The organism is Actinoplanes sp. NPDC049599, from assembly GCF_044465625.1.
Classification (GTDB): Bacteria; Actinomycetota; Actinomycetes; order Mycobacteriales; family Micromonosporaceae; genus Actinoplanes.
Genome location: NZ_JBITLX010000048.1, coordinates 19758 through 39949 on the forward strand (window position 1 = coordinate 19758; position 20192 = coordinate 39949).

Annotated in this window: 18 protein-coding genes; 12 read left to right on the forward strand and 6 right to left on the reverse strand. The window is 73.3% G+C overall.

From position 1 onward, the window contains the following. Positions 1 to 314 precede the first annotated feature (314 nt). The 9 genes from ACIBQZ_RS41810 to ACIBQZ_RS41850 all read left to right on the forward strand — a co-directional run bounded on the left by ACIBQZ_RS41810 (position 315) and on the right by ACIBQZ_RS41850 (position 11571). Positions 315 to 1571 carry a glycosyltransferase gene (locus tag ACIBQZ_RS41810; RefSeq protein WP_396094537.1) on the forward strand — a complete coding sequence of 419 codons (1257 nt, stop codon included), beginning with the start codon at positions 315 to 317 and terminating at the stop codon, positions 1569 to 1571. 85 nt (positions 1572 to 1656) lie between these two features. After that, a complete protein-coding gene (locus ACIBQZ_RS41815; RefSeq protein WP_396094515.1) occupies positions 1657 to 3228 on the forward strand; it encodes an ArnT family glycosyltransferase in 1572 nt (523 codons plus the stop codon). Further along, complete coding sequence (locus tag ACIBQZ_RS41820) at positions 3225 to 4418, forward strand: glycosyltransferase (protein WP_396094516.1); 1194 nt, start codon at positions 3225 to 3227, stop codon at positions 4416 to 4418. Before ACIBQZ_RS41815 ends, ACIBQZ_RS41820 begins: the two co-directional genes overlap by 4 nt. After that, positions 4415 to 6508, forward strand: a complete 2094-nt coding sequence (locus ACIBQZ_RS41825; RefSeq protein WP_396094517.1) for a galactose oxidase-like domain-containing protein — start codon at positions 4415 to 4417, stop codon at positions 6506 to 6508. The genes ACIBQZ_RS41820 and ACIBQZ_RS41825 overlap by 4 nt, the downstream gene beginning before the upstream one ends. After that, the gene (locus ACIBQZ_RS41830) at positions 6505 to 7026 is read left to right on the forward strand and encodes a hypothetical protein (RefSeq protein WP_396094518.1); all 522 of its coding nucleotides are present in this window, start codon (positions 6505 to 6507) and stop codon (positions 7024 to 7026) included. Before ACIBQZ_RS41825 ends, ACIBQZ_RS41830 begins: the two co-directional genes overlap by 4 nt. A 148-nt stretch (positions 7027 to 7174) precedes the next feature. Continuing rightward, on the forward strand, positions 7175 to 9031 hold the full coding sequence (locus tag ACIBQZ_RS41835; protein WP_396094519.1) for a Xaa-Pro dipeptidyl-peptidase: 1857 nt from the start codon (positions 7175 to 7177) through the stop codon (positions 9029 to 9031). A gap of 41 nt (positions 9032 to 9072) precedes the next feature. Further along, positions 9073 to 9711: a hypothetical protein gene (locus ACIBQZ_RS41840; protein WP_396094520.1), complete on the forward strand. Its 639-nt coding sequence runs from the start codon at positions 9073 to 9075 to the stop codon at positions 9709 to 9711. Continuing rightward, a complete protein-coding gene (locus ACIBQZ_RS41845) occupies positions 9711 to 10253 on the forward strand; it encodes a hypothetical protein (protein WP_396094521.1) in 543 nt (180 codons plus the stop codon). The genes ACIBQZ_RS41840 and ACIBQZ_RS41845 overlap by 1 nt, the downstream gene beginning before the upstream one ends. Positions 10254 to 10380: 127 nt before the next feature. Beyond that, the gene (locus ACIBQZ_RS41850) at positions 10381 to 11571 is read left to right on the forward strand and encodes a serine hydrolase domain-containing protein (RefSeq protein ID WP_396094522.1); all 1191 of its coding nucleotides are present in this window, start codon (positions 10381 to 10383) and stop codon (positions 11569 to 11571) included. Here ACIBQZ_RS41850 and ACIBQZ_RS41855 read toward each other — a convergent pair. Beyond that, positions 11551 to 12543 carry a DUF6461 domain-containing protein gene (locus ACIBQZ_RS41855; protein ID WP_396094523.1) on the reverse strand — a complete coding sequence of 331 codons (993 nt, stop codon included), beginning with the start codon at positions 12541 to 12543 and terminating at the stop codon, positions 11551 to 11553. The genes ACIBQZ_RS41850 and ACIBQZ_RS41855 overlap by 21 nt on opposite strands. Before the next feature lie 64 nt (positions 12544 to 12607). On the opposite strand from ACIBQZ_RS41855, the gene ACIBQZ_RS41860 reads away from it, so the two are divergent. Both ACIBQZ_RS41860 and ACIBQZ_RS41865 read left to right on the forward strand, forming a co-directional pair. Beyond that, on the forward strand, positions 12608 to 13765 hold the full coding sequence (locus ACIBQZ_RS41860; protein WP_396094524.1) for an alkaline phosphatase PhoX: 1158 nt from the start codon (positions 12608 to 12610) through the stop codon (positions 13763 to 13765). Positions 13766 to 13784: 19 nt separating this feature from the next. Further along, positions 13785 to 14123, forward strand: coding sequence for a TraR/DksA family transcriptional regulator (locus tag ACIBQZ_RS41865; protein WP_396094525.1), 339 nt, complete (start codon positions 13785 to 13787; stop codon positions 14121 to 14123). Between the two features lie 11 nt (positions 14124 to 14134). Here ACIBQZ_RS41865 and ACIBQZ_RS41870 read toward each other — a convergent pair whose 3' ends face one another. The 4 genes from ACIBQZ_RS41870 to ACIBQZ_RS41885 form a co-directional block, all read right to left on the reverse strand. After that, positions 14135 to 15760, reverse strand: a complete 1626-nt coding sequence (locus ACIBQZ_RS41870; RefSeq protein ID WP_396094526.1) for a methyl-accepting chemotaxis protein — start codon at positions 15758 to 15760, stop codon at positions 14135 to 14137. A 124-nt stretch (positions 15761 to 15884) separates the two neighbouring features. Then, entirely contained in the window at positions 15885 to 17141 is a 1257-nt protein-coding gene (locus tag ACIBQZ_RS41875) for a saccharopine dehydrogenase family protein (RefSeq protein WP_396094527.1), read from the reverse strand. A gap of 45 nt (positions 17142 to 17186) precedes the next feature. After that, entirely contained in the window at positions 17187 to 17960 is a 774-nt protein-coding gene (locus ACIBQZ_RS41880) for an SDR family NAD(P)-dependent oxidoreductase (RefSeq protein WP_396094528.1), read from the reverse strand. Positions 17961 to 17994: 34 nt separating this feature from the next. Next, positions 17995 to 18861 (reverse strand): DUF6910 family protein, encoded by an 867-nt coding sequence (locus ACIBQZ_RS41885; RefSeq protein ID WP_396094529.1) that lies wholly within the window; start codon positions 18859 to 18861, stop codon positions 17995 to 17997. 59 nt (positions 18862 to 18920) lie between these two features. Between ACIBQZ_RS41885 and ACIBQZ_RS41890 the strand changes: the two genes are divergently transcribed. Then, positions 18921 to 19154 (forward strand): zinc ribbon domain-containing protein, encoded by a 234-nt coding sequence (locus tag ACIBQZ_RS41890; protein ID WP_396094530.1) that lies wholly within the window; start codon positions 18921 to 18923, stop codon positions 19152 to 19154. On the opposite strand, the gene ACIBQZ_RS41895 is transcribed toward ACIBQZ_RS41890, so the two are convergent. Then, positions 19155 to 20180 carry a LacI family DNA-binding transcriptional regulator gene (locus tag ACIBQZ_RS41895; RefSeq protein WP_396094531.1) on the reverse strand — a complete coding sequence of 342 codons (1026 nt, stop codon included), beginning with the start codon at positions 20178 to 20180 and terminating at the stop codon, positions 19155 to 19157. Between the last annotated feature and the right edge of the window lie 12 nt (positions 20181 to 20192).

Consider the following 20192-nt stretch of genomic DNA (forward strand, 5'->3'; position numbering starts at 1 on the left):
GTAGTACCTTCGTCTTTCCGAGATCACCGGATGTCGCCGCGCGACGGGTGCCGGGCCCGATTCGGCCGATAACCGAGCGTATCCCGCCAGGCCCGATCGGGCCGGGGCATCAACGGCGCGATCATCAGATTGCGCCGCCTTTCATTAAGTCCGTGTTTCCGGCGTTCGGCATTTCCGAGAACGGCCCGGAGATCGCTGTAAACAAACGGTCAGGCGACTTGAAACCACGGCGGTGCATTGGGCTATTGTTTGCCCGCTGGTGGGGGTGGGGCCCACCTCAATTCTGAAAGGCAACGGCTTTGGCTGCCGCCGTGATGATTGTGGTTTCGTTGGTGCTCGCGGCGTTCGCCGCGGTCACTTTGTGGTGGACGATGCATGCGTGGCGCACGCCGGAGACGCTCGCGTCGACCCGGTTCGCCGCGCCGGACGGTGAGCATCGGCTGACGTTCTCGCTGCTCGTCCCGGCGCGGCACGAGCAGGCGGTGCTGGAGCACACGGTCCAGCGCCTGCTCGAGTCCACCCACGAGGGTTTCGAGATCATCGTGATCGTCGGGCACGACGACCCGGAGACCGCGGCGGTGGCGCACCGGGTGGCCGCCACCGCGCCCGGGCGGATCCTGGTGGTGACCGACACCAACGAGCAGAAGAACAAGCCGCGGGCGCTCAACACCGCGCTGCCGTACTGCCGCGGGGACGTGGTCGGGGTCTTCGACGCCGAGGACCAGGTGCACCCGCAGCTGCTGGAGCACGTGGACCACGCGTTCCGGTCCACCGACGCCGACGTGGTGCAGGGCGGCGTGCAGCTGATCAACTTCCACTCCAGCTGGTACAGCCTGCACAACTGCCTGGAGTACTTCTTCTGGTTCCGCAGCCGGCTGCACCTGCACGCCCGCAAGGGGTTCATCCCGCTCGGCGGCAACACCGTCTTCGTCCGCACCGACGTGCTGCGCGCGGCCAACGGCTGGGACGGCACCTGCCTGGCCGAGGACTGCGACCTGGGGGTGCGGCTGAGCAGCCGGGGCGCCAAGGTGGTCGTGGCCTACGACTCCGCGATCGTCACCAAGGAGGAGACCCCGGGCACGCTGACCTCGCTGCTCAAGCAGCGCACCCGGTGGAACCAGGGCTTCCTGCAGGTGTACCGCAAGGGCGAGTGGCGCCGGCTGCCGGAGTTCGGCCAGCGGATGCTGGCCCGCTACACGCTCACCCAGCCGTTCCTGCAGGCGTTCTCCGGCATCGTCATCCCGATCGGCATCGCCATCGCGATCTGGGCGCGGCTGCCGGTCCTCGTCGCGCTGATCACCTTCGTGCCGGTCATCCCGATGGCCGCCAACCTGGTCTTCCAGACCGTCGGCCTGCGCGACTTCGGCCTGCAGTACGGCCTGCGCACCCGCTGGCACCACTACGCCCGGCTGATCCTCGGCGCCTTCCCGTACGCGCTGGTGCTCGCCGTGGCGGCGCTGCGCGCGGTCTGGCGTGAGTACACCGGCAAACGCAACTGGGAACTGACCGCGCACACCGGCGCGCACCTGGAGCAGGCGCGCGTCCCGGCCGAGAGTGGGGTCGCCGCATGACCGCCGGCACCGAGCAGCACCTGGCCGCACCGGATCATGGCATCGCCCGCGAGGGCCGGAAGGGCATGCGAAAGGTGAGCGCAGCATGACCACGTTTGCCGAGGCACCGACCGAAGTCATCATCCTTCCGCCGGCACCCGAGGAACGGGCCGCACCGGCGCGCAAGCGCAGGTCGCGGACGGACCTGTACGTGGCCGGCGGGCTGACGGCCGTGGTCCTGTTCCTCCTGGCCTGGAACATCACCGGCTTCCCGACCCTGTCCGACGACGAGGGCACCTACCTCGCCCAGGCCTGGGCGGTGCAGCAGGGTGAGGGCCTCGCGCACTACACCTACTGGTACGACCACCCGCCGCTGGCCTGGATCCAGCTCGCCGGCCTGGCCTGGCTGCCGGCCGTGGTCGCCCCCGACCTGCTCGCCGTCGCGGCCGGCCGGATCGCGATGCTGCCGGTGGTGGCGGCCAGCCTGGTGCTGATCTACGTGATCGGCCGGCGGCTGCAGTTCTCCCGGTGGGCGGCCGCGCTGGCGCTGCTGACCTTCGGGCTGTCGCCGCTGGCGCTCACCATGAACCGGCAGATCTACCTGGACAGCTTCGCCGTCGCCTGGATGCTCGGCGCCCTGGCGCTGGCGCTGTCGCCGCGCAAGCACCTGTGGCACTACGCCGCCGCCGGCGCCGCGACCGCGGTCGCGGTGCTGTCCAAGGAGACGATGGTGCTCACCGCTCCCGCGGTGCTGGTGGCGATGTGGCAGAACGCCGCGAAGACCTCCACCCGGCCGTGGGCCTTCGGCGGCTACGTCAGCGGCATCGTCCTGGTCGGCGTCTTCTACCCGCTGTACGCGCTGCTGCGCGGCGAGCTGTTCCCCGGCGACGGGCACGTGTCGCTGATCGGCGCCTGGCAGTTCCAGCTCATGTCGCGCTCCGGCTCCGGCACCGTCTTCGACGAGGGTTCCGGCTCGAACTCGCTGATCACCTCCTGGCTCTACTACGACACCGTGATCCTGATCGCCGGCCTGGTGGCCACCGTCGTGGCGCTGGCCGTGCGGCGGCTGCGGGCGCCCGCGGTCGCCGCGACCATCCTGGCCGTGGTCGCGCTGCGCCCCGGCGGCTACCTGCCCGCCATGTACGTGGTGCAGATCCTGCCGTTCTTCGCCATCGTCATCGCCGGCGTCATCGACGAGGGTGTGCTGCGGCTCAAGCCGCGGCGGATCTGGTGGCGCTGGGCCGTGCTCGGCGTCGCCGCCCTGACCGCGCTGACCCTGGTGCTGCCGCGCTGGTACGACGGCAACCGCCGGGCCCTGACCACCGACGACAACGCCGGGTACGTGGCGGCGGCGAACTACCTGCGGGAGCAGCTGCCGGGCCGCGAGACGGCCACGGTCGTCGTCGACGACGTGCTCTGGCTGGACTGCGTCAACGCCGGCTACCAGCGCGAGAAGGTCATCTGGTTCTACAAGCTGGACCTCGACACCGCGGTCGCGGCGACGCTGCCCGACGGCTGGCGCGACGTCGACTACATCGTGTCCACCCCGGTCCTGCGCCAGGACCCCACCTCCCTGCCCACGGTCAACAAGCTGCTGACCAACTCCACGGCGATCGCGACGTTCGGCCCCGGCGAGGGCCGCATCGAGATCCGCCGGGTCGACAAGGAGAAACCATGACGCTCACCGCCGGCGACCGCTCCGGGACCCCGTACCGGGTGACCATGGCCGGGGCCATCGGCAAGGTCCAGGTCGCCACCAGCCTGCGCCAGACCATCGTCATCCCGACCTTCAACGAGCGCGAGAACATCGCGGCGCTGCTGGAGCGGCTCGTCGCGGTGCTGCCGGAGAGCGACACCGAGCTGGTCTTCGTCGACGACAGCACGGACGACACCCCCGAGGTGATCCGGGCCGCGGCGCTGACCTGCCCGATCCCGATCACCGTGCACCACCGCGAGCACAGCGTCGGCGGGCTCGGCGGCGCGGTCGTGGAGGGCATGCGGCTGGCCCGGGGCGCCTGGATCGTGGTGATGGACGCCGACCTGCAGCACCCGCCGGAGATCGTGCCGGACCTCATCGCGGCCGGCCTGCGCGACGGCGCCGACCTGGTGGTCGGCACCCGGTACGCGGGCGGCGGCAAGAGCGACGGGCTCTCCGACAGCTACCGCAAGCTCATCTCGGGCGGCTCGACCTTCTTCACCAAGATGATCTTCCGGAACTCGCTGCTCCAGGTCAGCGACCCGATGAGCGGGCTGTTCGCGGTGCGGACCAGCTCGCTGGAGGTCGACGAGCTGCGGCCGCTGGGCTACAAGGTGCTGCTCGAGCTGGTGGTGCGCAACCGGCCCGGGCGGATCGTCGAGGTGCCGTACACGTTCCAGCAGCGGCACGCCGGCGAGTCCAAGTCGACAATGGCCGAGGGCGTCCGCTTCGGAAAGCACCTGGCGATCCTGCGCTTCGGCGCGGAACGCACCCGGATGCTGGCGTTCGGCCTGATCGGCGTCTCCGGCCTGCTGCCCAACCAGGTCGCGCTCTGGTTCCTGGCCCACGTGGCCGGCGTGCACTACCTGGCGGCGGCCGTGCTGGCGAACCTGGTCGCGGTCGGCTGGAACTTCCTGCTGACCGACACCCTGCTCTACCGCAACCGCCGGCACCGCAGCCTGGCGAGCCGGCTCACCCGCTTCTTCGTGATGGGCAACGCCGACCTGCTGCTGCGCATCCCGCTGCTGGCGCTGCTGGTCGGCGGCCTGAACATCGGCGTGCTCGCGGCCAACCTGATGACGCTCGTGACGTCCTTCGTCGTGCGCTTCCTCATTCTCGACAAGGTCATCTACCGGGCCAAGCCCAGGGCCACCGCTTTGGAGAACGCATGAACCGTCGCCCCCTTCCGCTGCTCAGCCGGCGCGACCGGATCCGGATAGCCCAGGTCGTCATCGTGACGCTGCTGCTGGTCCTGGCCGTGCCCGGCAAGTCCTTCGCCGGCGCCAACCTGCTCAGCAACCCGGGGCTCGAGGTGGTCGACTCCACCGGCTTCCCGGTCTGCTGGGAACAGTCCGGCTGGGGCGACAGCACGCACTCGTACGAGGTGACCCACACCGCGCCGCACAGCGGCGCCAACGCCATGAAGGTCACCGTCTCGGCGATCACCAGCGGCGACCGCAAGGCGCTGATGCTGGAGAACCCGTCCTGCGCGCCGAACGTGACGCCGGGCCACCAGTACGACGTGTCGGCCTGGTACAAGAGCACCACCCCGAACACCGTCATGACCATGTTCCGGCACGACGTGGCGCAGGGCTGGGTGTACTGGACCGACCTGGCCACCCTGACCACCAGCACGGCCTGGAAGAAGCAGACCGTGCGGACCCCGCCGGTGCCGGCCAACACCGACCAGGTCGTCTGGGGCGTCACCATCTACGGCGTCGGCACCCTGCAGACCGACGACTACGCCATGGTGGACGCCACCCAGGCCGCGCCCGGCACCTCGTGCAGCGCCGGCCCGGCCTGCACCGCCGGCGCCTGGCAGGTCATGCCGTTCAACTCGCCGGTCCGCGGCATCCACGCGGTGGTGCTCAAGAACGGCAACGTGCTGCTCGTCGCCGGCTCCGGCAACGACCCGGCCGCGTTCGCCGCGGGCACCTTCAAGACGGCCGTCTACTCGCCGCGCACCGGCACCTTCACCGCCGTGCCGACGCCGGCCGACCTGTTCTGCTCCGGCCACGTCCAGCTCGCCGACGGCCGGGTGCTGATCATGGGCGGCAACAAGGACTACCCGGCGGCCGACGGCAGCCACGGCTACAAGGGCCTGAAGGACTCGTACATCTTCGACCCGGACACCCTGGGCTACACCAAGGTCAACGACATGTCGTCCGGCTCCTGGTACCCCTCGGCCACGGTGATGGGCAACGGCGACGTCATCTCGCTGGGCGGCCTCGGCGAGGACTCCTCCGGCACCGTCGCGACGCAGTACTTCGACAGCAGCGAGGAGCGCTGGCTCTCGCTCAACGAGGCGAACCAGAGCTGGAGCTTCTGGGGCCTGTACCCGTCGATGGTGCTGATGCAGGACGGCCGGCTCTTCTACACCGGCAGCCACGTCTTCGGCAACGGCCTGCCCGGCTCGGGCGCGTCCATCTACGACTACGGCGCCAACACCATCACCCCGGTCACCGGCCTGCAGAACAAGGACCAGCGGGACCAGTCGATGAGCGTGCTGCTGCCACCGGCACAGGACCAGCGGGTGCTGACGCTCGGCGGCGGCAACATCGACAGCAACCCGGACGCCAACCGGCTCACCGACCTCATCGACCTCAAGCAGGCGACGCCGGTGTACCAGCCCGGCCCGCCGCTGCCCGGCGGCACGATGACCGGCGGCGTCCCGCAGACCGCCGCGCAGGGCAAGATGTACGTGTCCGCGGTGCTGCTGCCCGACGGCAAGGTCTTCGAGACCGGCGGCGCCCTGCACAACCGGGCCGACCCGGTGTACGAGGCGTCCATGTTCAACCCGGCGACCAACACCTTCACCCCGGGCATGGCCACCGACCCGGTGCCGCGCGGCTACCACTCGTCGGCGTTCCTGCTGCCGGACGGCCGGGTCATGGCCGTCGGCGACAACCCCGGCGACGGCACGTTCGACATGCGGATCTCGGTGTACTCCCCGCCGTACCTGTTCAAGGGCGGCCGGCCGCAGATCCTCTCGGTGGCGGGCGACCAGTGGGCGTACGGCACCAGCAAGCAGATCACCGTGGACGGCCCGATCCTCAAGGCCGCGCTGATCCGCCCGGAGGCCGTGACCCACTCCAGCGACCCCAACCAGCGGTACGTGGATCTGCCGATGACGGTCACCGGCACCACGATCGGCCTGAACCTGACGAGCAACCCCAACCTGGCCCCGCCCGGCTGGTACATGCTCTACGTGGTCGGCACCAACGGGGTCCCGTCGGTGGCGCAGTGGGTGCAGGTCAAGTGAGCGGGGCGCGCCGTACCCTGATCGTGCTGGGGGTGCTCGGCGTGCTGGCCGCCGGCGTCTGGCTGGTCGCGGCGCCGGGGGAGCGGGACGCTTCCCCGGCGGCCGGGCCGGTCGCGCCGGCGCCCCGGCCCACCGACAGCACCTGGCCGCGGCTCGCCGCGAGCGCACCGGCCGACCCGGCGGCACCGCCTGCCGCGGCCACCGCGGCGTCCTCGTCGCCGGCGGCTCCGGGCGGGCCGGTGGCCGAGCCGTTCGTGCAGAACTTCGCCGGCCAGCCGGGGGTGAAGCCGCTCAAGCCGCTGCCGTCACCGACCAAGACCCGGTACGTCCGGCCCAACGTGGACGGCTGCGACCACAACTACGGCGAGATCACCCAGTGCGTGCCGTGGACGTTCCCGCCGGGCACCAAGGACAAGTGCGCGTGGCTGACCGAGCGCGGCTTCCTGCCGCTCACGGTGGCCGCGGCGGACCGGCAGAAGCTGGACCCCGACGGCAACAAGGTGGCCTGCGACAACTGATCGCGGTTCGGTGGCAGGCAGCGCGACGTCGCGCTGCCTGCCACCGACGCGTGCCGCGGGAGTCCGGGGTGGACCGGGCCCCTGCGCATCGACCGGAGGCGATAGGGTCGTCCCACCGTCTGGTCCCCGAGCGCCGGAGGCGTCCTCGATGCGATCCGTCCGATTCCTGGTGCGGGCTCTGACCGCCGGCGCCGCCCTGCTCACCGTGGCCGCCGGTGCGGCTGTCGCGCAGGCCGCGCCGGCGCCCGCCGCCGGCACCGAGCCGGTCTACGACTACACCCAGGCCGTCCGCGAGCGGGTGTGGGTGCAGACCTCGGTGGACAGTGACGCCGACGGCACGCCCGACCGGGTCGCCGTACGGATCATCCGGCCGCGGACCGGGGACGGCCGGAAGGTCCCGGTGATCTTCCAGGGCAGTCCCTACTTCGCCGGGCTCAACGACGTACCGAATCATGACGACATCGACCGCGACGCGGCCGGCGCGCGCCGCGGCGGCGGGAGCGACGCCGACCGGGCGGCCGAGACCGTGACCTTCGCCGGGTACCTCGACAACTACTTCGTGCCGCGCGGCTACGCCGTGGTCTTCGCCGACAGCCTCGGCAGCGGCGGCTCCGACGGTTGTCCCACCTCCGGCGGGCGCAACGAGACCCTCGGCATGAAGGCCGTCGTCGACTGGCTCAATGGCCGCGCCACGGCCGTCGACGAGGCCGGCGCGCCGGTGCGGGCCGGCTGGTCGACCGGGCGGACCGGGATGATCGGCGTCTCCTACAACGGCACGCTGCCCAACGCGGTCGCCGCCACCGGCGTGCGCGGGCTGGAGACGATCGTGCCCATCGCCGCGATCTCCAGCTGGTACGACTACTACCGGGCCAACGGCGGCGTGGTCGCACCGGGCGGGTTCCAGGGTGAGGACACCGACGTGCTCGCCAAGGCGGTGCTGACCCGGGAGAACCCGGAGGTCTGCGCCGGCGTGACGGCGGCGCTGGAACGCGGCCAGGACCGCGAGACCGGCGACTACAGCGCCTACTGGGCCGAGCGGAACTACCTGCGCGACGTGGACAAGGTGCGCGCGAGCGTGCTGCTCGTGCACGGGCTGCACGACGACAACGTCCGCACCGGGCAGGCCGGGCAGTGGTGGGACGCGCTGGCGAAGCGGCACGTGCCGCGCAAGATCTGGCTGCACCAGGCGGCGCACACCGACCCGTTCAACGTCCGGCGGGCCGAGTGGCTCAGCACGCTGCACCGCTGGTTCGACTTCTGGCTGTACAAGATCGACACCGGGATCATGCGGGAGCCGATGGCCGACGTCGAGGTGGCGCCGACCGTGTGGCGGACCTCGCGGTCCTGGCCGGTGCCGGGCACCCGGACGACCCCGATGTTCTTCGGTACGGGCGGCACGCTGCGCGGCACGCCCACCGGGCCGGGCCTCCGGGAGTCGTTCGTGGACGATCCCACGCAGACCGCCGAGCAGCTGGCCGACAACGAGCTGACCGTCAAGGAGAACCGGCTGGCGTACCTGTCCGAGCCGCTGACCCGCGAGACCCGGCTGTCCGGCACGCCGAGGGTGACGGTCCGGGCCGATCTGGCCGGGGCGTCGCCGTACCTGACCGCGCTGCTGGTCGACTACGGGCCCGCCGACCGGTTCGCCGGGCTGCGCTCGCTGCCGGGCGTGCAGGACTGCGTCGGCCCCGGCATCCCGGAGGACCCGGGCTGCTTCACCCGCCGGGAGTACGTGACCGTGCGCACCGGGTCGGAGATCGTCACCCGGGGCTGGCTGGACGTGCGCAACCGGCTCTCGCCGTCGCACACCACCCCGGTGCGGCCCGGCAGGACCTACCCGTTCAGCTGGGACCTGCAGACCCAGGATCACGTTTTCGCGCCCGGTCACCGGATCGGCCTGGTGCTCATCTCCACCGAACGCGACCACACCCTGCGCTACCCGGCCGGCACCACGGTCGGCGTCCGGCTCGGGGTGTCGCACGTGGCGCTGCCGCTGGCCCGCTGAGCGCCGGCCGGGCGGTTGCGCTCCCGTGTGACCCTCGTGCTGTGGAGGGTCACCGCCTGCCGTCCCGGCTCGCCCGGGCCGGCCACCTGCTGGAGACTGCCGAGGCGCGCCTGGCGGTGCTGACCGCCGGCAGCGACCATCCGCGCGCCGCCGAGGCCCGCGACTGGCTGCGGGGTGCCCGGTACCAGGTGGTCCGGGCCACCGGCGGGCTCGGCCGCGGGGCCCGGTCCGCGCTGAGCGTGCTGCTGATGGGCGGCGCGATCTGGGCGGTGTCCACCCTGCTCGGCGAGGTGGCCGGGCTGCCGGGCGGCTGGGCCGCCACGATCACCCTGCCGGTGGTGCTGTTCGGGCTCGCGTTCCCGTTCTTCCGGCTGCTCAACGCCGTCGACCGGAGGGTCGGCCGGCGCCGGCTGGCCCGCTCACGATCGGCGCCGGCGGTCACGCCCCCGCCGGGGGTGGGCGCGGCGGGCGAGACCCTGGCCCTGCTGCGGCTGGCGCGCGGCGAACTGACCGCGCTGATGCGCGAGAGGTCCGCGGGCCGGCCGACCGCGGCCGCCTTCGACCGGCTGCGGTGGCGGGACGCCCGGCTGGCCGCGCTGAGCGCTGCCGACCGTGACGTCTGCGTCGCGATCCTGGCCCTGGAGATCTGGCTGTCCGCGCCGGAGCGGGCGGCCGGGTGATGACCGGCCTCGCGGAACAGGTCCGGGATCTCGCGCTCACGGCGGAGCGGGCCGCCGTCGACCGCCAGCACGCCGGGCTGTCCGGGTCCGGCGCCGACCCGGCCGTCGTCGGGGCGTTGCAGCTCGCGACCGCCGGTCTCTGGAACGCCACCCACGCGCTCGGACTGCCCCCGGCGCTGGACCGGCGCCCGGAGAACTGGGCGATCGTGAACTTCGCGCTGATGGTCGCGCTGAGCGCCACGACGCTGCTCCTGGTGCCGGATCCGACCCGCCCGGGGGTGCTCGCCGTCGTGGTGCCGGCCGCCGGCTGGGCGGGTGAGCGCCTGTGGCGGATCGGCCGGGCCGTGCACGACCGCCGGGTGCCGCCGGCGCCGTCGCGGCCGCTCGCGGAGCTGATCGCCGAGCTGCGCGACGGCATGGCCGTGGTCGCCGCGGCGCTCGAACCCGCCGACCGCCCGGATCACCTCAAGGCCGGCCGGTTCCTCGAGATCGCGCACATCTGGCTCGACGACGCCGAGGTGGAAGCCGATGCGGCGCGCTGACCAGGGCGGGCCGGCGCCGGGGAAAAAGTCAGGCGGAAGCGCCGAACGATTCGCCGATCCACTCCGTAGTCATGTCCGAGGCGTTACGTATCGCGTACGCACCGTGGATCGGACAGCGGGGGCTGCCATGACCAGTGTCATCGACCATCAGCACGTTCAGCCGGCTTCCTCCTGGTGGGAGCGCCAGGGTGACCTGATCATGCAGCGCCCGTTCAACGAGTGGACCTTCACCCACATGAACTGGCTGCTGCCGACCGAGCGGGTCGCCCGCGGCCCGGTGCACCGCCCGCTGCCGGGCCGGGCCGGGCCGCTGGAGCTGACCTACGACTTCGACGGCCGGCGGCTCAGCCTGGCCGACCTGCACCGCCGGACCTACACCACGGCCTTCGTCGTGCTGCACCGCGGTGAGCTCGTGCACGAGACGTACCCGGGCACGTTCGCCGGCCCGCGCGCCCGCTTCCAGCTCTTCTCCCTGTCCAAGTCGCTGACCTCGATGCTGGTCGGCATCGCGCTGGCCGAGGGGGCGATCGGCAGCCTGACCGACCGGGTCGTGGACTACCGCCCCGACTTCGCCGGCACCGCCTACGAGGCCGCCACCCTCGCCGACCTGCTCGCGATGAGCAGCGGCGTGGGTGACCTCGAGGCGTGGGACGTGCCGGGCACGGACATCAAGCGCTTCGAGGAGGCCTGCCTGGGCCGCGGCAGCGTGGTGGACGTGCTGCGGTCCGCCCGCCGCACCGCCGAGCCGGGTGAGCGCTTCAACTACTCCACCATGGACGCTCAGCTCATCGGCTGGGTGCTGGAGGCCGCCACCGGCATGTCGCTGGCCGCGTACGCCGCCGACCGGCTGTGGCGCCGGCTCGGCGCGGACCGGGACGCCTACTACTGGCTCTCCCGCTCGCGGCCGCGCACCGCGATCGGCGGCGGCTCGTTCAACGCCACCGCGCGCGACGTGGCCCGCCTCGGGCTGCTGATGGCCCGCGACGGCGTGCTGGACGGCGAGCAGCTCATCCCGCGCGACTGGGTCCGCCGCACCGGTGTCCGTGACGTGCCGGGGCTGGCGATCGGGGCGCTCGGCCCGAGCGGCTACGACCACTACGGCTACGCCAACCAGTGGTGGACCCTGGACGGCGGCGCGTTCACCGGCCTCGGGGTGCACGGCCAGTACCTGTTCGTCGATCCGGCGGCCGACGTGGTGATCGTCAAGTGCAGCGCGTGGCCGACCGAGGACGACCCCGACCGGGACCGGGAGACGATCGCGGCGCTGCGCGCGATCACCGCCCGGCTCGGCCGGACGTCAGCGAGCCTGGTCGCGTAGCGCGGCCAGGACGGCGGCACGGGCCGGCTCGTCGGCGAGGCCGGGCAGAGCCGACGCGTACGGCTTCAGCGCCGCCAGCACCGCCACCCGCGGGTCCGCGCCCAGCACGCCGCGCAGGGCGCCGAGGAACCAGCGCAGCTCCGGGCGGTCGCCGGTTGCCAGCCAGCCGCGCACCCGATGACCCAGCGGCGAGTCCGGGGCCACCGGGGCGCCGGCGGTCAGCGCCGCCACGAGACCGGGGGAGTCCGCGACGCCCAGCACGGCGGCCTGGCGGCGTACCTCCGCGACCGCGACCGCCCGTTGCACGTCCGGGGCCGCGGCCTCCGCGGCCGCCAGCAGCTCCGCGGCGAACGGGGTGCGCCGGCCGGCGCGCAGCAGGTCCGCCCCGCCGGCCGGGACGACGAACCAGGGCTCCAGCTCGGCCGCGACCCGGGCGGCCGCCAGCGGCCGGTCGGGCAGCCGGACCCCGGTGATCCGCTGGGCCAGCACGATCGCCCGGGCCTCGGCGTCCTGCCAGGCGCTCTGTGACTCGTCGGACGGCGGCCGCAGCCCGAGGGCGTCCATCAGCGGGCGCAGCAGTTGCGGGTCCGCGCCCCAGATCGTCTCCTCGGCCGGGTAGCCGGGGTCGAAGCCGGTGACCGTGGCGCCGTCGACGGCGTACCCGAAATGGGCCGCGGCCTGGTCGTGGCGCAGCACCGAGACCGCCGCCGTGCCCCGCGAGGCCACTTCCAGCAGCGCGTGGTCTGCGCCCCGCGTCCCGCCGGGCTCGATCACCACCGACCAGGTGCCCAGCGCCAGGGCCACGGCGAGCGGCGGCCCGGCCACGTCGCCGTCCGGGAGCGTCCGGACGGTGTCCGGGCAGCCGCCCAGCCGCCGCAGCGCCGCCTCCGCGTCCACGCCCTTCACATAGGTCAGGCAGAAGGTCTCGCCGAGCTGGTCGCGGAGCGCCCGGGCATGCGCAAGGTCATCCACAGCAGTGCAGTGTAGGCCCCGAGCGAATTGCCGGAATTACACCATATCTAGGTATGCTGTCGGGATGGACCGTCGAAGTCTGCTGCGGGTGACCGCGCTCGGCGCGGGCGCCGTGGCGTTGCCGTTCACCGGCTGGTCGGCGGCCTACGCCGTGGCCCGCTCCGGCGCCGGGCCCTACGGGCCGCTGTGCGCGGCGGACAGCCACGGGATCCGGCTGCCGGAGGGATTCACCAGCAGCGTCGTGGCCCGCTCCGGGCGGCGGGTCACCGGTACGAGCTACCGGTGGCACGACGCACCGGACGGCGGCGCCACCTTCCCGGACGGCGACGGCTGGATCTACGTCTCCAACTCCGAGGTGCCCGCCCCGGGACGCGGCGGCGCCTCGATGATCCGGTTCGGCGCCGACGGGCGGGTGACCGCGGCCCGGCGCATCCTGGCCGGCACCACCGGCAACTGTGCCGGCGGCGGCACGCCCTGGCGGACCTGGCTGTCCTGCGAGGAGATCGACCGGGGCAAGGTCTTCGAGACGTACCCGAGGGGCGGCGCCGCCGTGGCCCGGCCCGCGATGGGCCGCTTCCGGCACGAGGCCGCGGCCGCCGACCCGGTCCGCCGGGTCGTATACCTGACCGAGGACGAGCCCGACGGCCGGTTCTACCGGTTCGTCCCGCACCGCTGGCCGGACCTGGCGGCGGGCCGGCTGGAGGTGCTGTGCGGCGGCCCGGGCACCTCGGGCGCCTTCACCTGGAAGCGGGTGCCCGATCCGGGCGGCACGCCGGTGCGCACCCGGCACCAGGTGGCCGCCGCGAAGGTCTTCCACGGCGGCGAGGGCTGCTACTACGCCGGTGACATCGTCTGGTTCACCACCAAGGGCGACGGCAGGATCTGGCAGGTCGACCTCAAGGCCGGCCGCTACCGGCTGACCTACGACGACAACCTGGCCGGTGCCGGCCCGCCGCCGCTGACCGGCGTGGACAACCTGACCGGGTCGGCCGGCGGCGACCTGTACGTGGCCGAGGACGGCGGCTCGATGGAGATCTGCCTGGTCACGCCCGCCGGCCGGGTGTCGCCGTTCCTGCGGGTGACCGGCCAGGACTCCTCCGAGCTGTGCGGGGTGGCGTTCAGCCCGCGCGGCGACCGGCTCTACTTCTCCTCGCAACGGGGCCCGGCCGGGGTGCTCACCGACGGCATCACGTACTGCGTGCGCGGGCCGTTCCGCGGCTGAGCGGCCGTATCGTCGGGAGATGGAGCGCGACGACACCCTGCGGCGCCTGCGGGCCGAGGCGCGGGCCCAGGTGCAGCGGCTGGATCAGGACCTGCTGGAGGTCTTCGAGGCCTCGCGCTCCTCGAACGCCGACGACGAGCACGACCCGGAGGGCAGCACCATCGCCTTCGAACGGGCCCAGCTCACCGCCCTGCTCGCCGCCGGCCGCCGGCGTGTCGCCGACCTGGACGACGCCCTGGCCCGCTCGGCCGCCGGCACCTACGGCGGCTGCGAGAAGTGCGGTGAGCCGATCCCGGGGGAGCGCCTCGCGGCCCGGCCGTTCGCCACCACCTGCGTGGCCTGCGCCGGCCGGGCCTGAGGAGCCCGGGCTCAGAACCGGAACGTGGCGACCAGGCTGCTGAGCTCGGTCGACATCCGGGCCATCTCGGCCGTGGCCTGCTGGGTGTCCGAGACGCCCTGACTGGTCAGCCGGGCCGCCTCGGCGACCCCGGTGATGTTCTGCGCGATCTCCCCGGAGCCGGTGGCCGCCTCGGACACGCTGCGGTTCATCTCGGCGGTGGTCGCGGTCTGCTCCTCCACGGCCGAGGCGATGGTGGTCTGGAAGTCGCTGATCCGGGCGATCACCGCGGAGATGCCCTCGATCGCGGTCACCGCGCCGTTGGTGTCGTCCTGGATCGCCTGCACCCGGCGGGAGATGTCCTCGGTGGCCCGGGCGGTCTCCTGGGCCAGGTCCTTGACCTCGGAGGCGACCACGGCGAAGCCCTTGCCCATCTCGCCCGCGCGGGCGGCCTCGATGGTGGCGTTGAGCGCCAGCAGGTTGGTCTGCTCGGCGATCGAGGTGATCACCTTGATCACGTTGCCGATCTCGGCCGAGGACTCGCCGAGCTTGCCCATGGTGGCCGAGGTCGCGGCGGTGACGGTGACCGCCTCCTCGGCGACCCGGGCGGCCTCGGTGGCGTTCTGCGAGATCTCCCGGATCGACGCGCCCATCTCCTCGCTGCCGGCCGAGACCGTCTCGACGCTGCGCGAGACCTGCTCGGCGGCGGCGGACACGGCCTGGGCCTGCGCGGAGGTCTCCTCGGCCGACGTGGCGATCTGCGTGGCCGTGCCGGTCATCTGCTCCGAGGCGCTGGCCAGCGAGGAGGCGGACCCGTCGATGGTGGTCACCGTGTGGCGCAGCCGGCCCACCGCGGCGTCGAGCGCCTGGCCCATCTGCCCCGGCTCGTCGCGCGAGGTGAGCCCGCTGGTCCTGGTGAGGTCGCCGGCCGCCAGCGCCTCGCAGACCACCTTGACCTTGGTGAGCGCCTGCACGATCCGGCGGGCCACCAGCGCGCCCAGGGCCAGCGCCAGCAGGATCCCGACGATCAGCGAGACGATCGCCGTCAGCCGGCTGGACTCGTAGCCCGACTTGGCCGCGGCGGCGTTCTTGGCCGCGTCGGCCGTCTCGGATTTGTCGAGCGTCGCCAGGTCCTGGTAAATCGTGGTGAGCAGGGGCAGCGCCTTGGCGTCGCGGATCGACGCCCAGCCGGCCAGGTCGTTGCGTACCCCGGCCGGGAGCATCTCGTCCTGCGCGACCTTGATGTACGACGTCCAGGTCGTCTGCAGGCTGTTGATGACGGCCGGATCACCGGCCGGCCCGCTGTCGCGATAGGCCTTCATCGCGGTGCTGAAGGCGTCCAGGTCGGCGATGAAACCCTGGGTGAACTTGGTGACGGAGGCGTCGTCCGGGGACAGCGCCTGGTTGGACAGGTCGACCCGGGCCTGGGTCACCGCCGTCTTGACGTCGCCGATCGCCTTGATGCTGGCCACGTTGCTGCGGTAGATGAGCTGCGCGGAGTCGCTGGCCTCACTGAGCGAGCGGATGCCGTTGATCCCGACGAACAGGGCGACCAGGGCCGCGACGGCCACCGCCGACAGCACCTTGACGTTGACGCTGAGGTCGGCGAACGTGGGCCGCCCCCGGCTCGGTTTGCCCGACTCGGTTGCCGTGGTCATGCCGTACTTCTTTCGCTGCAGGTCAGGCGGGACGGGTCCCCCTCGCGGGCGGCCCCGCGCCGTCCGCATCCTCACTATCGCCAGCGCGGACCTGCGTGGGGGCCGACTTGGCGAATTTTCCGGGTCAGGGTGTGCGGGGCCGGGCGGAGATCTCCACACCGGCCGCGCGCAGCCGCTCGACCAGCGCGTCACCGATCCCGGTGGCCGGGGTCAGCACGCCGCCCGGCACGTCCGGCAGCCGCTCCCGGTCCAGCGCCAGGGCCAGCGCGGACTCGCCGAGCATGACGGCGGTGGCCGCATACCCGGGATCGCCCTTGGCCCGGACCCGGGCCGTGTAGCGCGCCCCGGTGCTGGTCGTGGTGAACAGGTCGACCGTGAAGTGCCCCTGCTCACGGGATCGCTGATCCGGGCCCTCGCCGGGCTTGGGCAGGAACCGGTCCAGCAGCCACCGGGTCGGCGGCACCGACAGGCCCAGCACCAGCGCGCCGAGGCCGGCCTTGGTGGCGGCGGCGAGCACCGGCGACAGCGGCGAGGTGCCCACGCTCATCGCCTCGCGGTAGCGGAACGCCCGGCCGTACGCGAAGCCGCGCAGCGCGTTGCTGCGCCGCACCACCCGGGAGTTGTAGGACGCCATCACGAACGGGGCCAGGCTGCCGCGCAGCGCCGGGTCGACCTCCGCGGCGCGCAGCGTGACCAGGTCGTCCTGGCGGCCCAGCTCCGGCTCGTCGGCGAGCGCCGGGCTCAGCGAGTACGGGCTCGCGGCCAGCCGCCGCAGCGCCGGGTCCTTCCTCGTCACGTCCAGCTGGTGCCGCATCGAGTCGATGGTGCCGCCGCTGATCCCGCCCTTCATGCTGGTCACCACCAGCGTGGTGGCGGTCAGCTCGCCGGCGCCGTCCGCCCGCACCCGCTCCCACAGCACGTGCACCCCGAGGTCCGACGGGATCGAGTCGAAGCCGCAGGAGTGCACGATCCGGGCGCCGGTGGCGCGGGCCAGCTCGTGGTTCTCGTCCGCGCTGGCCCGCGCGAAGATGACCTCGCCGGTCAGGTCGACGTAGTCGGTGCCGGCCGCGGCGCAGGCGTGCGCGAGGGCGCGGCCGTACTTGGCGTACGGGCCGACCGTGGTGATCACGACGTGCGCGGCGGCGGCGAGGCGGGCCAGGGCCGGTTCGTCGGCGGCGTCCGCCACCAGCACCGGCCAGTCCACGCCGAGCCGCCCGGCGACCGCCGCCAGCCGCTCGGCGGACCGCCCGGCCAGCGCGATCCGGGTGCCGGCCGGGGCGTGCCGGGCCAGGTGCCCGGCGGTCAGCTCCCCGACGAAGCCGGAGGCGCCGTAGACGACGATGTCGAGGTCGCGGACCCGGGCGGGGGATTGATCACTCATGGTCGATGATTCTCCGTCACCCCGCTCCGGTCCGCTCGGCCGGGCTCAGGCCGGCAGCGTGACCCCGGACAGCTCGGCACAGACCGCCAGCAACCGCTCCTGCAGGTCCTCCCGGTACGCGGCCGGATTCGCCCGCAGCTCCCGGCGGCGCTTGAGGTAGCGGCCGGTGACCGTGGCCGCCGGCTCGTCGCTGGTGGCCAGCCAGAGCTGGGTCTCGGCGCCGGCGGGCAGCTCGTCGGTCGCGCCCGGCCCGCCCATCCGGGTACGGATCCAGCCGGGGTCGACCGCGTTGCTGAGCACCTGCGGCCGGCGCCGGGCGACCGCGAACGCCAGCATCACGTCGTACAGCTTCGAGTCGCTGTACGCCTGCATGCCGTCCCAGGCGCGGTGCTCCCACTGCGGGTCGTCCAGCCGCGGGACCCCGTCGGCCTCCAGCCCGGAGGTCAGGTAGACCAGCCGGGCGGGCCAGGGCACCAGCGCGGTCAGCACGTACGGCGCCAGCACGTTGACCTGGAAGATCCGCTCCAGCCCGTCGGCGGTCCGGACCGGCTCGCGCTGCCCGCCACCCACTCCGGCGTTGTGGATCACCACGTCGTACGGCCCGGCCGCGGCGGCCTGCTCGGCCAGCTGCCGGGTCTCGGCCAGCGAGGTCAGGTCGCCGCGCACCACGGCCACCGCCTGGGGCACCGCCGCCTGTGCCTGCTCCGCCCGTGCGGCGTTGCGGGCGTGCAGCACCACCCGGTGCCCGTCCGCCGCGAGCGTGCTCGCGGTCTGCCGTCCGATGCCGTCGCTGGACCCGGTCACCAATATCGTCGCCATGCCCCCATGCTGCCTCGTCCCGGCCGGCCGGCCGTCACCAGGTCACGCGCAGGTCCAGCCGGCCGGAGGCCGCGTCGGGGTCGTCGGCGTCCACGACCGCGATCAGGGACACCCCGGCGGGCCCGACGCGCCGGACGGCCAGACCCTCGATCTTGTGCGGCCCGCCGGGCACCGCGGCGACCGCGAGCACCCGGTCGTCGTCCAGCAGCGCGAGCGCGGCGCCCACCACCGGCCCGTCGTCGACCGCGTTCGGGGTGTCCTCGGCGGCGGCGGAGACCAGCATCCGGCCGTCCGGCAGCGCCACCGCGTCGGTGACCGCCAGCGCCACCCCGCGCACCGCGCCGAGGTCGTACCGCCGTGCGCTGCCCACCTCGGGCGCGGCCGCGGCGAGCAGGGCCGACAGGTTGACGTCGACCGCCGCGGACGGCACCCCGGCGGCCGAGTTGCCGCGCTGGAACCAGCGCAGCCGGTCGCCGATCCGCGCCGCGCCCTCCAGGTTGAGCCGGTCCACCGGGAGGCCGAGCGCTGCGGCGATCCGGTGGTAGACCGGCGTCAGGTCCACGATCCGCACGGTGCCGGGCGCGGTCACCAGCGCGGCGCGCATCCGGGCCGCGGTGGAGCCGGAGCCGAGCAGCAGCACGCCGTCGTCGACGGTGACCGCCGCTTCGAAGTCGGGCTTCAGGTGCTTGGTGCCCGCGGCGGAGCTGAATGTGTCGTGCCCGCCGACCGGGTCGAGCACCCGGACCGCCGTGACGCCGTCCGGCCGCAGCCAGGCGGCGTGCGTGGCGTCGTCCTGGGCGACCAGCCAGCCGTCGCCGAACGCCGCGATCGCCGAGGCCGCCCGGACCGGGGAACCGGGCCCGAACCACAGCGGGGTGTCGCTCTCCACCTCGACCCGCACGGTCACGTCCTTTCGCTCGCCGGGGTATGAGAATGCGCCGGCTGGGTACCGTCGTCCCCGTGTTCCTCATCTTCGGTTTCAAGTCCTCGGACCGCCGCATCGCGGCGCCGACCCTGCTGCACGCCTACTGCGGCGCCACGGTGGCGCAGGTGCTGATCAAGCGCACGACCAAATTCAGCCTGTTCTTCATCCCGCTGTTCCCGGTGCGCCCGGCCCGCTACTACCTGCAGTGCACCAACTGCGGCGTCACGCAGGACGTCGACTCCCGGGAGGCGGACCGGCTGGCCGTCTGATCAGCGCCCGCCGCGCGGCGGGGCGGTGGTGCCCCGCAGCACCAGTTTCGCGGCCGCGTGCTCCACCAGCGGGCCGTCGCGGTCACCCTCGCGCAGCGCCAGCGACATGGCGCGGACGCCGATCTCCTCCAGCGGCAGCCGTACGGTGCTCAGCGGCGGCGTCACGTCGACCGAGATCGGCATGTCGTCGAAGCCGATCAGGCTGATCTCGCCGGGCACGTCGATGCCGCGTTCCCGCAGGCAGGCCAGCGCGCCCACGGCCATCGAGTCGTTCAGCGCGGCCAGCGCCGTCAGGCCCGGGTTCTGCGCGAGCAGGGTCGCGGTGGCCGCCGCGCCGCCGTTGCGGTCGAAGTCGGCGTAGACCACCTGCCGGGTGCCCAGCCGGTGGCCGTGCTCCTTGGCGGCGCGGCGCAGCCCGGCGAGGCGGTCGGTGGTGGTGGTCAGGTGCCGCGGCCCGGCGATGACGCCGATCGCGGTGTGCCCGAGCCGGTAGAGCGCGTCGCCGGCCAGGTAGCCGCCGGGCTCGTTCTCCGGCACCACGGCGTCGCCGGCGTGCTCGTGCCGGCCGATCACCGAGACCCGCCCGCCGGTGCTCTGGTAGAGCCGCAGCTTGCCGTCCATCCGGGCGGTGATCGGCGCGTCGACGTAGCCGGAGCCGGCCAGCACGATCGCCGCGGTCTGGTGGGCGTGCAGCAGGTCCACGTACGCCAGCTCGCGTTCCGGGTCGCGGTAGCTGTTGCAGATGATGACCAGCCGGCCGTGGTCGGTGGCGACCCGCTGCAGCCCCCGGGTGATCTCCGCGAAGTACGGGTCGGAGACGTCGTGCACGATCACCCCGACGGCGGTGCGGTCCGCCCGGGCCAGCTGCTGCGCGTTGGCGTTCGGCACGAACTGCAGCTCGGCGACGGCCGCCAGCACCCGCTCGCGCAGCGCCGCGGCCACGGGTTTGGGGCTGTTGTTGATGATGCGGGAAACGGTCGCGGTCGAGACCCCCGCCCGCCGCGCGACATCAGCCAGAGTCGCCACGCGGAGAAGACT

What these genes read in the sequence shown, in the direction of transcription:
- ACIBQZ_RS41810 (WP_396094537.1), top strand. Translation starts at nt 315, where the DNA reads ATGATTGTGGTTTCGTTGGTGCTCGCGGCGTTCGCCGCGGTCACTTTG.
- ACIBQZ_RS41815 (WP_396094515.1), top strand. Translation starts at nt 1,657, where the DNA reads ATGACCACGTTTGCCGAGGCACCGACCGAAGTCATCATCCTTCCGCCG.
- ACIBQZ_RS41820 (WP_396094516.1), top strand. Translation starts at nt 3,225, where the DNA reads ATGACGCTCACCGCCGGCGACCGCTCCGGGACCCCGTACCGGGTGACC.
- ACIBQZ_RS41825 (WP_396094517.1), top strand. Translation starts at nt 4,415, where the DNA reads ATGAACCGTCGCCCCCTTCCGCTGCTCAGCCGGCGCGACCGGATCCGG.
- ACIBQZ_RS41835 (WP_396094519.1), top strand. Translation starts at nt 7,175, where the DNA reads ATGCGATCCGTCCGATTCCTGGTGCGGGCTCTGACCGCCGGCGCCGCC.
- ACIBQZ_RS41845 (WP_396094521.1), top strand. Translation starts at nt 9,711, where the DNA reads ATGACCGGCCTCGCGGAACAGGTCCGGGATCTCGCGCTCACGGCGGAG.
- ACIBQZ_RS41850 (WP_396094522.1), top strand. Translation starts at nt 10,381, where the DNA reads ATGACCAGTGTCATCGACCATCAGCACGTTCAGCCGGCTTCCTCCTGG.
- ACIBQZ_RS41860 (WP_396094524.1), top strand. Translation starts at nt 12,608, where the DNA reads ATGGACCGTCGAAGTCTGCTGCGGGTGACCGCGCTCGGCGCGGGCGCC.
- ACIBQZ_RS41865 (WP_396094525.1), top strand. Translation starts at nt 13,785, where the DNA reads ATGGAGCGCGACGACACCCTGCGGCGCCTGCGGGCCGAGGCGCGGGCC.
- ACIBQZ_RS41870 (WP_396094526.1), bottom strand. Translation starts at nt 15,760, where the DNA reads ATGACCACGGCAACCGAGTCGGGCAAACCGAGCCGGGGGCGGCCCACG.
- ACIBQZ_RS41875 (WP_396094527.1), bottom strand. Translation starts at nt 17,141, where the DNA reads ATGAGTGATCAATCCCCCGCCCGGGTCCGCGACCTCGACATCGTCGTC.
- ACIBQZ_RS41880 (WP_396094528.1), bottom strand. Translation starts at nt 17,960, where the DNA reads ATGGCGACGATATTGGTGACCGGGTCCAGCGACGGCATCGGACGGCAG.